Below are 13,573 nucleotides of genomic sequence, written 5' to 3' on the forward strand. Positions count from 1 at the left end.
ACCGGCGCCTTCTTGCCCGGGATCAGCGCGGTGCAGATCACGATGTCCTGCTTCTTCACCGTCTCGGCGATCAGCGCCGCCTGCTTGGCCCGGTATTCCGCCGACATCTCCTTGGCGTAGCCGCCCGCGGTCTCGGCCGCCTTGAACTCCTCGTCCTCCACCGCGACGAAGCTGGCGCCCAGCGACTGCACCTGCTCCTTCGCCGCCGGACGCACATCGGTCGCCGACACCACGGCCCCGAGCCGCCGCGCCGTCGCGATCGCCTGCAGCCCGGCCACCCCCGCGCCCATCACCAGCACCCGGGCCGGCGGCACCGTGCCGGCCGCCGTCATCATCATCGGGAAGGCCCGGCCGAACACCGATGCCGCCTCCAAGACCGCCCGGTACCCCGCCAGGTTCGCCTGGCTCGACAGCACGTCCATCGCCTGCGCCCGCGTGATCCGCGGCACCAGCTCCAGCGCGAAGCTCTCGATCCCGGCCGCCGCATAGGCCGCCAGGCTGTCGGCATCGTCATAGGGCTCCAGCACCCCGATCAGGGTCGCGCCACGCGGGATCAAGGACAGCTCGTCCACCTCGCCCGACCGCAGCGGACGGCGCACCTTCAGCACCACGTCGGCGCCGGCCAGGGCCGCTGCCGCATCCGCCGCCACCTCCGCCCCCGCCGCGCGATACGCCTCGTCCGTCACCGCGCTGCCCAGCCCGGCGCCGGTCTCCACCACCACCGTCGCCCCCAACCCCACCAGCTTCTTCACGCTGTCCGCCGTCGCCGCCACACGGCGCTCCCCCTCCCGCCGCTCCCGCAACACCCCTATCCGCATGGACAAGACTCCCCTATGCGGCCCGCGGGGCGGCGCCGCATGGCGTTAGAGACGCCGCGGCAGCCGGTCGGGCCGCCGCGGTTCCACCTCTCGAGTGGAGATCAGGCGTGGACCACGGTGGAGGCCGAGTCCTGCAGCGCCGGCGACGACTGCTGCAGGAAATGCCGGATCAGGTCGCGGGCGCTGATCACCCCGACCAGAGTGTGGTCCTCCATCACCGGCACGTGCCGGATGTGGTTCTCGTCCATCAGCCGCAGCACCGTCTCGATGCTGTCGCGCGGCTCGCAGCTGATCACGGTGCGGCCGATGAAGGCAGAGACCGGCATCGACAGCGCCGCGGCGCCATGCGCGGCCAGCGCCCGGGCGACGTCGCGTTCGGAGAACACCCCGACCACGACATTGCCCTCGGTGCGGCACACCTCCTTGACGACGAGGGCGCCGATGATCTCCTTCGTCATCAGCGCGACGGCGGTGGCCACCGTCTCGCCGACGCGGATCATGACGACGCGCGAATCCTTCTGGCGGAGAATGTCTTCGGCCCTCATTGGCTGGGTTCCTCCTCTGGAAAGCGGCTCTTTCCGGCCGCTCGGACAAGGGTCAGGCCGGCACCAGCGCCGGGGCCCGTTTCGCTTCGGCCGGGCCGGGACGGCTGTAGAGCCCGGCGATCTCGGCGCGCTGCTGCACCAGGGCCAGGACGGTGTCGACCGTCGGGGTCGGCACCCCGACCATGCGGCCGAGCTCCTGCACCACGGTGACCAGCGGGTCGATCTCCATCGGCCGGCCGCGGTCGAGGTCCTGCAGCATCGAGGTGCGGTGGGCGCCGACGGCGCCGGCGCCGTCCAGCCGCCGCTCGATGTCGACCCGGAAATGGACCCCGAGCCGGTCGCCGATCATCTGCGCCTCGGCCATCATCCGCCGGGCCACGTCGCGGGTGGAGGGGTCGCCGGTGATGACGTCGAGCGTCGCATGGGTCAGGGCGCTGATCGGGTTGAGGCAGAGATTGCCCCAGAGCTTGAGCCAGATCTCGTCGCGGATGTTGTCCCGGACCGGCGCCTGCAATCCTGCCGCCGTCATCGCCTCGCTGAGAGCGGTGACGCGGGCCGACCGGCTGCCGTCCGGCTCACCGAGCGGGAACTTGTCGCCGTAGTGATGCTCGACCACGCCGGGCGCCACCACCTCGGTGGCCGGATAGACGATGCAGCCGATGCCGCGCTCCGGCCCCAGCCGCTTCCATTGCACCCCGCCGGGATCGACCGTCTCGATGGTGCGGCCCTCGAGCTCGCCGCCATGGCGGTGGAAATACCAGTAGGGCAGCCCGTTCACCGCGGTGACGACCGCCGTCTCCGGCCCCAGCAGCGGCTGCATCGCCTCGACCACCCCCGGCACCGAATGGGCCTTGAGGCAGATCACGACATAGTCCTGCGGGCCCAGCTCGGCCGGGGTGTCGGTGCAGCGGATGCGGGCGGTGCGGGTCTCGTCGTCGATCCTGAGGGTCAGGCCGTTCTGGCGCATCGCCTGGAGATGCAGGCCGCGGGCGACGAGGCTGACCTCGACCCCCGCTCGGTGAAGCTGGACGCCGAGATAGCCGCCGATGGCCCCGGCGCCATAGATGCAGAGTTTCATGGCCGCGCCTTCCTCCCGTTGATTGGAGTCAGGGCCGCTGAGCAGCCGACGCGATCATCGTGGTATACAAAATACCAAATGTCAATCAATCCAAGGACCAATCGAGGGAGGAAAGCTGCGCTGGACTCTCGTCCACGGTATACTTGTGACCGGCAGCGCCCGGGGCTATAGCCGAAGGGAACGCCGGCCGCAGGCGACAGATAGGGCCTTCGATGAGCTTCCCGCAGATCGACGTAAAGCCGCTCGACACCGAAACGAGCTTCCGGATCAAGGCCTACAAGGCCCTGAAGCAGGCCATCACCGAGATGGACATCTACGGCCATGCCGGCGAGATCAAGCTGGAGGAGCGGCAGCTGAGCGAGATGCTGGGCGTCAGCCGCACCCCGATCCGCGAGGCGATGACGCTCTTGGAGCAGGAGGGATTCGTCCGCTCCGTCCCCCGCCGCGGCATCTTCGTGATCCGCAAGAGCAAGGCGGAAGTCCTGGAGATGGTCACGGTCTGGGCGGCGCTGGAGAGCATGGCGGCGCGGCTGGCCACCCAGGTCGCGACCGACGCCCAGATCCGCAAGCTGCACGACTATGTCGACGTGTTCCACGACCGTAACCCGGAGGAGCATGTCACCGAGTATTCCGAGGCGAACATCGCCTTCCACAAGCAGATCATCCGGATCAGCGGCTGCCAGCTGATCGTCGACATCACCGACAACCTGTTCATCCACATGCGCGGCATCCGCCGGGTGACGATCGGCCAGGACCACCGGGCGCAGCGCTCGGTCGTCGACCACCAGAAGATCGTCGCCGCGCTGGAGGCCCGCGACGCCGACCTGGCCGAGACGCTGGTGCGCGAGCACACGCTGGGCCTGGCCGAGCATGTGCGGAAGCACGGGGACTTTTTGGACTAGCTCACTCCCCTGCCCCGAGGTCGCCGAAATAGGTGCCCTCCATCGGGACGGCGAGGAACCGCCGGTTGATCTCGGCCAGAGTCGCCGAGGGGTCGAGGTCGCGGAACAGCTCCGGATGGAACCACTTCGCCATCGCCTCGACCGCGACGACATGGGTGGGGGCATGGAAGAAGTTGAGCCAGAGGGCATGGGCGCGCCCGGCGGCGACGGCCGGCAGCTGGCCGAGTCCGGGCTCGCCGCGGATCGCGGCCAGCTGCTCCCGCACCGTCGCCGGCGACACGCCCGGCCCGATCCGGAAATTTCCCGGGCCCGGCAGGTGCGGGCCGCCGGCGGCGATGTAGACCTCCGGAGTCTGCGCCAGCACGTATTCGAGGCCGAGCTGGCCGGTCGGGCCGGGCACGATCGCCTTGGCGATGTTCTCGCCGCCGGCGAAGTCGATCAGCGTGCCCGCGCCGGAGGCCCCGGCCGACCAGCAGCATTCCCAGCCGCCGGCGCGGGCGTGCAGCAGCACCTTCGGCCGGGCGCCGGGATGCGCGGCCAGCGTCCCGGCGATCCGCCCCATATGCGCCTCGTAGAAGCGGATATAGGCCTCCGCCCGCTCCTCCCGCCCGAGCGCGCGGCCCAGCGCCCGCAGGCTCGGCACCGTGTTGCGCAGCGGGTCGTCGAAGAAGTCGATGCGCAGCACCGGCACGCCCGCCGCGCCGAGCTGCCGCTCCAGCTCCTCCGCCGGGCCGAACCAGAGCGGCAGGACGACGAGGTCCGGCCTCAGGGCGAGGGCCTGCTCGACCGAGAAGGTCTCCGCGGTGGTCCCGCCGACCAGCGGCAGCCGGTCGATCGCCGGGAAGCGCGTGCGATAGGCCGCGGCGGTGCCGGGATCGAAGCGCACCAGGTTATCGGCCCACCCGGCCACCAGCGACAGCGGCTCGGGGTCCAGGAGCGCCACCACGGTGATCAGCCCGCCATCGCCGAGCACGACGCGCCGGGCCGGCTGCGGCAGCTCGACCGTGTTGCCGGCGATGTCGGTCACGGTGATCGGATCGGCCGCCGCCGGCGCCGCGAACAGCCCAAAGCCGAGAAACGCGATCGCCGCCGCCAGCCGGCGCAGCGCAGGGCGTGCCCTCACCACCGCAGCTTCAGGCCGGCGGTGATCGTGCGCCGGGTGCCGTAGAAGCAGGAGGTCTCGTTCCAGCAGGAGGCGACGAACTCCCGGTCGAACAGGTTGGAGACGTTGACCGAGACCTGCGTCCCTTCCAGCTCCGGCTGCAGCATGCCGAGATCATAGCGCAGGCCGAGGTCGAACAGGGTGACGTCCGGCACCTTCAGCGTGTTCTCGGCGTTGCCCCAGGACGAGCCGACATAGCGCACGCCGGCCCCGAGCGCCAAGCCGTCCAGGGTCCCGTCGGTGAAGCTGTAGTCGGCCCAGAGCGAGGCCAGCCGGTCGGGCACGCCGAAGGGCCGCTTGTCCTTGAAGTCCGTGCTCTCGGTGTTGACGATGTCGAGCACGGTGACGGAGCCGAGCAGGCTGAGATTGTCGGTCACCTCGGCATGGGCCTCGAGCTCGACCCCGCGCGACCGGATCTCGCCGGTCTGGATGCTGGCATAGGGGTGCGTCGGGTCGGGATCGGCGGTCTTGACGTTGGTCTGGGTGATGTCGAACAGAGCGACGGTGAAAAAGCCGGCAAACCCGTCCGGCTGATACTTGACGCCGATCTCGTACTGCTCGGCCGTGCTCGCCTTGAACGGCTGGCTGTGGAAATCGGTGCCGCTCACCGGCTCGAACGAGGTCGAGTAGCTGAGATAGGGGGCGAGGCCGTTGTCGAATTCGTAAACGAGCCCCGCCCGCCACGTGACGGCCGCATCTGCCTGATGGCTCAGGGTCGAGGCACCGCCCGGCAGGGCGCGGGCGTCAGTTTCGGTTTCGGCCCAGTCCGCCCGCGCGCCCAGCAGCAGCGAGAGGCCGCCCCATTTCATCTGCTCCTGCGCATAGAACCCGATCTGGTCCAGCGTCTGCCGCGTGTCGCTGGCATAGGCGGGCATGACGATGTCCTGCCGATGGTCCGGCTGCAGGACGTCCAGAGACGGCGCGCTGCCATAGCCGAACAAGGCACTCGCGCCGGTGTGCCGGTAGTCGATGCCGAACAGCGCCGTATGCTCGACCTCCCCCGTCGAGAACCGCAGCAGCGCCTGGTTGTCCAGCGCGATGCCGTCGAAGGATTCCTTGGTCGCGACCGTGGCCCGCGTCAGCGAATTCGGACCGTCATAGCCGTTCTGGTAGACGGACCGGTAGTCGTAGTCCGCATGCATGTAGCGGAAGTTCTGGCGCAGCGTCAGCACGTCGCCGGCCTTGTGCTCGAGCTCGTATCCGACGGCGTATTGCGTCCGCTCCGACCGGTCGAAGCCGGTGTCGCCATCGAAGAAGCTGGTCGGGAACCGGCCCCAGGACGCGCGCTTCACCGTGCCCTCATAGGGCAGGTAGTTGAAGGCCCCGGCGGCGGGGTCGTACTGGTAGCTGCCGAGGAGTGTCAGGCTGGTGTCCTCGTTCGGCGTCCAGGTGACCGCGGGCGCGACCGAGACCCGCTGGTCCTGGGTGCCGGCGACCGGGGTGCCGGAATCACGGCCGAGCGCGGTGAGGCGGTAGAGCAGCGAACCGTCCTCGGTCAGCGGGCCGCCGAGATCGAGCCCGGCCTGGAGGCGGTCGAAGGTGCCGTACTCCAGATCGATCTCGTGCAGCGGCTCCGCGGTCGGCCGCTTGCTCCACAGATTGACCACGCCGCCCGGGTTCACGCTGCCGTACAGGATCGAGGACGGGCCGCGCAGGATCTCGACCCGCTCCAGCATGTAGGGGTCGATCGAGGGCGAGATGTAGTAGACGCCGCGCGGCAGCCGCAGCCCGTCCATCAGTCCGACGAAGTTCGCGTCGGCGCCGCCGGGCGAGCCGAAGCCGCGGATGTTCGGATAGTCGTAGCGGCCGGGGCGCGTTTCCGGCGCCACGCCGGCGGAGTAGCGCAGCGCCTGCGACACCGACTGTGCCTTCTGGTCGTCCATCTGCTGCCGGGTGACGACCGAGACGGATTGCGGCGTCTCGATCAGCGGCGTGCCGGTCTTGGTCCCGGTCCGCGACTCCTCGGCGACATAGCCGTCGGTGGCGCCGAAGAAGCCGCCGCCCTGGACGATGATCGGGTCGAGCGCCAGGCCGCCCTCCGCCGATGCGCCGGCCGCCGGCACCGGGCGCTGGATCGAGACGGTGTTGGCCGCGGTCAGGCGCCAGGTGACACCGGTCCCGGCCAGCAGCCGCGACAGCGCCTCGACGGCCGGCAGGCTGCCGCGCACGCCCGGCGAGGTCAGGCCCTGCAGATCCGCCGAGGCATAGGCCAGCTGCATGCCCGACTGGTCGGCGAACCGGCGCAGCGCCGCCGCCAGCGGCTGGCGGGGGATGCCGAAGCTGCGCGCCGCGGCGGGCGGGGCGGCCTGGGCCCAGGCCGGCGGCGTGGCCAGGACCAGCGGGAAGCTTCCCATCAACGCGGTCGCGGCCAGCAAGGACCGCAGCACCCGATGCGGCCGCCCCCGCGGCACCGCCCGCCACCCCTGAACCTTCGACATTCTTCCCCCGCCCCGCTTGCAATTCAGAACCATACGCATCCGGCGCTGTCCGGGAGCGCCGGCGGGCCGATTGCGGCCCTTCATTGGAGAGACGCGCGAGGCGGCGGCTTGCCTATAGGACGAGGTCGTTTTTTATCCGATCACGATGAGCACGCCCGGAACGCGCCGCAGCGGCAGGCCCTGGGTCTCGGCCAGCGCCGCCAGTGCCGCATGCGCCTCCCGGATCGAGAACACGCCGCCGACCGGCTCCGCCGCGCGGCCGCCATCGGCCAGCACCACCCGCTCGGGCACGTAGCGGCCGAGCTCGGCCACCGCCTCGGCGAAGGGCTTGCGGTCGAAGACGATGCGGCCGGCCCGCCAGGCCAGGGCGGCGCCGAGATCGACCGGGACGGCGCGGCCCGGCGCCGAACCCTCCCGGTACCGGGCCTGCTGCCCCGCGGCGAGGGCGACGGTGCCGGCCGGCGGCATCGGCGCGGCCGCGGCGGCCGGCCCGAACACCCCGGCCCGCCCCTCCGCCACCGTCACGGTCGCCTCTTCCTCGACGGCCCGCACGGCGAAGACCGCGCCCTCGGTCTCGCTGTTGCCGCCCAGCGCCGCCACCCGGAACGGCGCCGCGGCGTCGCGCCGGGCCTCGAACAGCGCCTCGCCCTGCAGCAGCGTGACGAGGCGCAGCCCGGGGCGGAAGCCGAGCGCGATGGCGCTGTCGGTGTTCAGCAGCACGGCGGAGCCGTCCGGCAGCGCGACCCGCGCCTGCTCGCCGATGCCGGTCCGGTGGTCGGCCCGCCACAGCAGCGCCAGCCGCGGCGCCAGGGCGACCCCGGCCACGCCGGCCGCCAGCGCCGCGCCGCCGACGAGAATCGCCCGGCGGCCGACGGCCCTGGGCCGGGACGCGGTGCGCGGCGGCGCCTCCGGGGCCATCGCCTGCAGCTGCCGCCAGAAGGCACGCTCCCGCGCGAAGGCGCGGTCGTGGTCCGGCGACGCCGCCCGCCAGGCCCGGAACGCGGCGAGGTCGGCCTCGGTCGCGGTGCCGGAGGCGAGCCGGACGACCCAGTCGCGCGCGTCCTTGGCGATCCTGGGGTCCTGGGCGTTGTCGTCGGTGTCCATCGGCTCGCGGCGGCAGGCGGAGGGCGATTCTCCGCCCCTTCTACTCCCTAGACGTGCGAGAGGGGGATTTGCCTCAATCGGCCAGGCTGTCGCGCAGCTCCGACAGATGCTCGAGCACGCGGCGGATGTGGTAGTAGACCGTGGTCTCGGACACGCCCAGCTCGCGCGCGATCTGGCGATGGGTCCGGCCCTCGAAGCGGTTCATCAGGAACACCCGCCGGCTCTGCTCCGGCATCTCCGCCAGCGCCTTCTCCAGCGCCGTCAGCGCCTCCCGGCCGATGGCGATCCGCTCCGGCGACATCTCGTCGGCGCCGTCCCACAGCAGGCCGTGCACCTCCTGATCGATCGCCGCCCGCCGGCGCTCCTTGCGCAGATGGTCGGTCGCGGCGTTGCGCACCGTGCGACGGACATAGGCCTGCGGGTTCTCCACCGTCGCGTCCGAGCCGAGCTCGGCCAGGCTGAGCCAGGCATCCTGCAGGATATCGGCGGCGCGCGCGCGGCAACGCAGCCGGCCCTGCAGGCCGGCTTCCATGCGGGGCGCCTCGGCCCCGAAGGCGTCCAGGATCCGAGACAGCTTCTTCACGATACCCCGCGGCCCGCAGTGAACGGACCGAATGTATCGAGAATGCAATCCATTCTCAACTGGTCACGGCATTTCCCCTGCCCTTGCAAAACGGATGACCGCCATCATCTATCGCTCGTTGAATGATGATCGTCATGTAAAGGAGCGATCAAATGGGACTGTTGGACGGCAAGGTGGCGCTCGTCACCGGCGGCACGTCCGGGATCGGCCGCGCCAGCGCGATCCTGTTCGCCCGGGAGGGCGCCCGGGTGGCGCTGACCGGCCGGCGGGCGGCCGAGGGCGAGGCGGCGGTCGCGGAGATTGCGGCCGCCGGCGGCGAAGCGGCCTTCATCCAGGCCGACCTGACGCAGACCGACGCCATCCCCGGCATCATCGACCGGGTGGTGGCGCGGTTCGGGCGGCTGGACGCCGCCTTCAACAACGCCGGCATCTCCGGCGGCGGGCCGATCGGGACGCTCGACGAGGCCCGCTGGGACAGCCTGATCGACACCAACCTGAAGGCCCAGTTCTTCGCCCTGAAGGCCGAGGCCGCGCAGATGAAGGCGCAGGGCGGCGGGGCGATCCTGTTCAACGGCTCGGTCCTCGCCGGCATCGCCGCACCCGGCACCTCGATCTACAGCGCCAGCAAGGGCGGCGTCGTCGCCCTCGCTCGCGCCGCGGCGGTGGAGCTGGGGCCGCACGGCATCCGGGTCAATTCGATCAACCCGTCGATCACCCGCACCGAGATGACTCAAAGCCGGATCGTGAAGAACGCGGACGGCACCGAAACCCATCCCCTCGCCACCGGCATCCCGCTGAAGCGGCTGGCGGAGCCGGAGGAGATCGCGCAGGTCGCCCTGTTCCTGCTGTCGGACAGGGCCTCCTACGTCAACGGCCAGGCCATCGTCGTCGATGGCGGCCAGAGCGCGGCCTGACGCCCGCTCGAACACATCCGAGGACATCGTCATGACCCGTGAACTCAAAGCACCGGCCGCCGGCCGGCTGCCGCAGATCCTGCTTGCCGCCGCCCTGTTCGGCGCCTTCATGGCGCGCCCCGCCGCGGCGGAGGTGATCCCGCCCGGCGCCGGCCTGACCGCCACGCTCGGCGACGTCAATGTCAGCGTCTATTACCAGCCGGCCGCTTCCGGCTATGAGACCGTGGTCACGGCCGGCACCGACGCGCCGGGCGGCGTCGTCCGATTCGTCTCGACCCTGGCGCCGGGCCAGGAGGCGGTGGTGTCGGTGCCCCGCGGCCCCGGCCAGCCGGCCTTGGAGCTGCGCCTGCTGCGCAACGGCGACCGGCTGGAGCTGCAGCGCCCGATGTCGTGAGGCCGGCACACCCGCCGGCTCAGCCTGCGTCCGTCACTCCCGCCCAGGCCAGCACCCGGCGGGCGCGGGCGACGACCGGAGCGTCGACCATGCGGCCGTCGGCGGGGGTCATCCGAATGTCCCCGCTTGCAAGCCAACGTCAGCCTCTCTGAGTCCCCCCTCCCGCAGCGGGAGGGGGGACTCTAAAGGGAAGGCCGCTCTTTGGATTTGAGGCCATCATCACCCCAGCGCCCCCCGCTTCGCGCAGGCTTGCGATCTCCTCGGCCGAGAAGCCGGCCCGGCGCAGCACGTCCTCGGTGTCGGCGCCCGGCTCCGGCGCCAGGCGGCGGATCGCGCCGGGCGTGGCCGACAGGCGCGGCAGGACGTTGTGCACCGGCAGGGGGCCCAGATCCGGGTCGGGAATCGACACCACCACCTCACGCTCGATCACATGGTCGTCGGCCATGAAGTCGGCGATGTCGTGCACCGGGCCGACGGTGATGCCTTCGGCCCGGAAGATCGACAGCGCCGTGTCGCGGTCGCGGGCGCCGATCCATTCGCCGATGACGGCGTCCAGCGCCGCCCGGTTGCGCACCCGGTCGGCATTGGTGGCGAAGCGCGGGTCCCGCGCCAGGGCGTCGCCGCCGACCAGCAGCAGGATGCGCTTGGCCATGCGGTCGGTGGAGCCGGACATGGCGATCCAGCGGCCGTCGCGGGTCCTGTAGACGTTGCGCGGCGCGCTGTTGCCCGAGGCGCTGCCGGTGCGCTCCTTGACCTGGCCGGTGACGGCCCAGCTGCCGGCCTCCGGCCCCAGCACGGAATACATCGCCTCCAGCAGCGACAGGTCGATCACCTGGCCGCGGGCCATGCCGCGGTCGCGGGCCCGGAGCGCCGCCAGCACCGCCTTGGCGCCGTGCAGCCCGGCGATCATGTCGGCCAGGGCCAGCGGCGGCAGCACCGGCTCGCGGTCGGCGAAGCCGTTGCGCGAGGCGAAGCCGGACATCGCCTCGACCAGCGTGCCGAAGCCGGGCAGCCGGCTGGCCGGGCCGGTCTGGCCGAAGCCGGAGATGCGCACCAGGATCAGGTCCGGCACCATGGCCAGGAGACGGTCGGGCGCCAGCCCCATCTCCTCCAGCACGCCGGGCCGGAAGTTCTCGATCATCACGTCGGCGGTCGGGATCAGCCGCTCCAGCGCCGCCATGCCCTCCGGCTTGCGCAGGTCGAGCACGACCGACAGCTTGTTGCGCGACAGCTCCTTCCAATAGAGGCTGTGGCCCTTCACCTGCCAGTCGCGCAGCGGGTCGCCGCCCGGCGGCTCGACCTTGATCACCTCGGCGCCGAAATCCGCCAGCTCCAGCCCCAGCGCGTTGCCGGCGACGACGCGCGACAGGTCGAGCACGCGGATGCCGGAGAGCGGCCCTTCGCGCTCCGGCTCGATCCTGGCGGGCCGCGCCTCAGCCATGGGCGGCCTCGCGGATCTCGATCACCCCGGCCTGCATCCGCCCAGCGGAGGGCAGCCGCAGCCCGGCCATGCCATAGGCCAGCGTGCCGTCGCGGGCCTCGAGCAGCACCTTGCCGTCGACCGACAGGGTCAGCCGGTCGCCTACCGCTTCCAGCGCCAGGCTGTAGGTCCGGCCGAGCTCGCGCTGGAACGGCGCCCGGGCCAGGACGGTCTCGCCGAAGTCGCGGCGGATGATCGCCACCTCGTCGGCCGAGACGAAGCCGGCGGCGTAGCAGCGCTCATTGCCCTGGCCGCGGGCGCAGACCAGGTGCCCGTCGCCCGCCAGTGGCGTGATATCGGCGGTGACGGTCTGGTCGCGCGCGTAGAGATGCCCGGTCCACAGGTCGGCATCGGATGCCGTGAGGGCGTGGATGCGGCCGTCCTCGATCTTCCAGACGCCTCGGTTCCAGGTGCAGCGGGTGATGCCGCCCCATTCATTGGCCTCGATCCGCGGATCCAGCCGGGCCGAGCCGGCGCCACCGACGGTGAACTCGTCGATGAAGATCCGGCCGAGGAACTTCAGCCGGCCGAAATACTCGACCTTGATGCCGATCTCGTCGACCGCCTCGCCGCCCGTCTCCGGCACGGTGAAGCGCAACTCCTGCCACTCGCCGGCCGCCGGCTGGGTCCAGGCGCCGATCTCGTCGATCGTGCCGCTCATCGCCCGGCGGACATAGGGCACGATGCGGAGATGGCCGTCGCCCTCCCACGGGTCGAGCCAGAGGCGCAGCGTTGCCTCCTGCCCGGTCGCCACCACCGGCGAGAACATCGGCCGGTAGCGCTCGTCGTCGAAGTCGCTGCGGCGGTAGAAGGGCTTCCAGAAGATCCGGCCGCCATCGCCGCGTTCCAGCCGGTCCAGCAGGGCGCAGAGCGAACCGCGGCCGGTCGCCTTGCGCTCGTCCGACCAGGACAGGGTGATGCGGTTGTCGCCTTCGGTGAGGAAGCCGTGGGTCGATCCCTGCAGGTCGAAGTCGAAGCGCAGGCCGCGCCGCTCCATGTCCGCGGCCCACTCGGCCGGCGGCTCTTCTCCCGCCAGGCGGTGGGCCAGCGCCGCCAGCTCGCGGCAGAAGCTGGGGATGTCGACGATGTTGAGCGACCCGGTGATGCCGGAGGCGACGATGCCGTCGTTGATCGGCTTGCGGTAATGCGCCGCCACCCCGGCGATGCCGGCCAGGGTGCCGACGATGGCCCCGGCATTGCCGGCGTTGCAGTCGGTGTCCCAGCCGCCCATGGTCGCGATCTCGACCGTGCGCGACAGGTCACCCTGGCCGTACAGCAGGGACAGGATCAGCAGGCCGGCATTCGGGATGATGTGGCAGACGCCGGGATAGCGGTCGTAGCCGAACTCGCTCTCCAGCATCCGCCGGCAGGCGCGCCAGTCCTTCGGCTTCACCCGGTGCAGGGCCTGCACCGCATGGGCGACCCGGGCGTATTCGCTGCCGGCCGGGACCGTGGCCAGGCCGGCCTCCACCACCTCCTCGATCGTCTCGGCGACGAAGGCCTTGGCGATGCAGGCGGCGACGAAGCGGGCGCCGTGCAGGCCGTTGCCGTCATGCGAGACGCTGGCGGCGCGGGCGGCCAGCTCGGCGGCGCGGGCCGGGTCGCCCGGGCACACCCAGCCCCAGGAATCGACGAAGATCTGGCCGCCGATCTGCTCGGCGATGACCGTGCCGTTGCGGGCGATCGAGCCGGATTCGGGCGCCGGGACGCCGGACTGCAGGTTGGCGAAGGCGGTGTGCTCGGTCGAGATGCCGTAGCCGCCCCACCAGAACATGCCGTGCAGCTCGGCGGCGTAGTTCAGCCAGGTGCGGCCGACATCCTGCGGCGACGGGTCCAGCCCGAAATCGCGCAGCGCCCGGATGAAATAGACCGGCCCGTTGGTGTCGTCGTCGGCGGCGAAATTCTTGAAGTCGCGCAGATAGCCGGTGATCTCGCCATAGGTCTTGTCGATCCGGTCCCAGGTCCAGATCGTCGGCTCGACCGGGGCGCCGAGGCGCACGCCGATGGCCTTGCCGAGGAAGCCGGCATAGATGCGGTCGAGGGTGTCGGTGGGGAGGGGCATTCCGGGGCCTTCAGAGAGATCGGTCGCTGGTGGATCTATGGCGATCCGGCTCTTCCTTGTCCCCCCTCCCCTCGCGGGAGGGGGTTAGGGGGA

12 protein-coding genes are annotated in these 13,573 nt (G+C 71.3%); 3 read left to right on the forward strand and 9 right to left on the reverse strand.

The window, feature by feature from the left end; all coding sequences use genetic code 11:
* From ACFW16_RS35110 to ACFW16_RS35120, 3 genes are all read right to left on the reverse strand, one after another.
* On the reverse strand, positions 1-818 hold an 818-nt coding region (locus tag ACFW16_RS35110; RefSeq protein ID WP_380313753.1), incomplete at its 3' end, for an NAD(P)(+) transhydrogenase (Re/Si-specific) subunit alpha.
* Between the two features lie 101 nt (positions 819-919).
* Positions 920-1,363, reverse strand: a complete 444-nt coding sequence (locus tag ACFW16_RS35115; protein ID WP_380313754.1) for a CBS domain-containing protein — start codon at positions 1,361-1,363, stop codon at positions 920-922.
* A gap of 52 nt (positions 1,364-1,415) precedes the next feature.
* A complete protein-coding gene (locus tag ACFW16_RS35120; protein WP_380313755.1) occupies positions 1,416-2,441 on the reverse strand; it encodes a 2-dehydropantoate 2-reductase in 1,026 nt (341 codons plus the stop codon).
* Between the two features lie 212 nt (positions 2,442-2,653).
* On the opposite strand from ACFW16_RS35120, the gene ACFW16_RS35125 reads away from it, so the two are divergent.
* The gene (locus ACFW16_RS35125) at positions 2,654-3,343 is read left to right on the forward strand and encodes a GntR family transcriptional regulator (RefSeq protein ID WP_380313756.1); all 690 of its coding nucleotides are present in this window, start codon (positions 2,654-2,656) and stop codon (positions 3,341-3,343) included.
* A 1-nt stretch (position 3,344) separates the two neighbouring features.
* On the opposite strand, the gene ACFW16_RS35130 is transcribed toward ACFW16_RS35125, so the two are convergent.
* From ACFW16_RS35130 to ACFW16_RS35145, 4 genes are all read right to left on the reverse strand, one after another.
* Positions 3,345-4,466, reverse strand: a complete 1,122-nt coding sequence (locus ACFW16_RS35130) for an ABC transporter substrate-binding protein (protein WP_380313757.1) — start codon at positions 4,464-4,466, stop codon at positions 3,345-3,347.
* Positions 4,463-6,943, reverse strand: a complete 2,481-nt coding sequence (locus ACFW16_RS35135) for a TonB-dependent siderophore receptor (RefSeq protein ID WP_380313758.1) — start codon at positions 6,941-6,943, stop codon at positions 4,463-4,465. Before ACFW16_RS35135 ends, ACFW16_RS35130 begins: the two co-directional genes overlap by 4 nt.
* Before the next feature lie 132 nt (positions 6,944-7,075).
* Positions 7,076-8,047: a FecR family protein gene (locus ACFW16_RS35140; protein ID WP_380313759.1), complete on the reverse strand. Its 972-nt coding sequence runs from the start codon at positions 8,045-8,047 to the stop codon at positions 7,076-7,078.
* A 73-nt stretch (positions 8,048-8,120) separates the two neighbouring features.
* A complete protein-coding gene (locus tag ACFW16_RS35145) occupies positions 8,121-8,630 on the reverse strand; it encodes a sigma-70 family RNA polymerase sigma factor (RefSeq protein ID WP_380313760.1) in 510 nt (169 codons plus the stop codon).
* Positions 8,631-8,782: 152 nt separating this feature from the next.
* On the opposite strand from ACFW16_RS35145, the gene ACFW16_RS35150 reads away from it, so the two are divergent.
* Complete coding sequence (locus ACFW16_RS35150; protein WP_380313761.1) at positions 8,783-9,544, forward strand: SDR family NAD(P)-dependent oxidoreductase; 762 nt, start codon at positions 8,783-8,785, stop codon at positions 9,542-9,544.
* A 31-nt stretch (positions 9,545-9,575) separates the two neighbouring features.
* Entirely contained in the window at positions 9,576-9,938 is a 363-nt protein-coding gene (locus ACFW16_RS35155; protein ID WP_380313762.1) for a hypothetical protein, read from the forward strand.
* Between the two features lie 139 nt (positions 9,939-10,077).
* Here the strand turns inward: ACFW16_RS35155 and ACFW16_RS35160 are convergent, their stop codons facing one another.
* Entirely contained in the window at positions 10,078-11,379 is a 1,302-nt protein-coding gene (locus ACFW16_RS35160; protein WP_380313763.1) for a CaiB/BaiF CoA transferase family protein, read from the reverse strand.
* On the reverse strand, positions 11,372-13,480 hold the full coding sequence (locus tag ACFW16_RS35165) for an ADP-ribosylglycohydrolase family protein (protein WP_380313764.1): 2,109 nt from the start codon (positions 13,478-13,480) through the stop codon (positions 11,372-11,374). The genes ACFW16_RS35160 and ACFW16_RS35165 overlap by 8 nt, the downstream gene beginning before the upstream one ends.
* Positions 13,481-13,573 lie beyond the last annotated feature (93 nt).

It is taken from the genome of Inquilinus sp. NPDC058860, assembly GCF_042743185.1.
Taxonomy (GTDB): domain Bacteria; phylum Pseudomonadota; class Alphaproteobacteria; order DSM-16000; family Inquilinaceae; genus Inquilinus.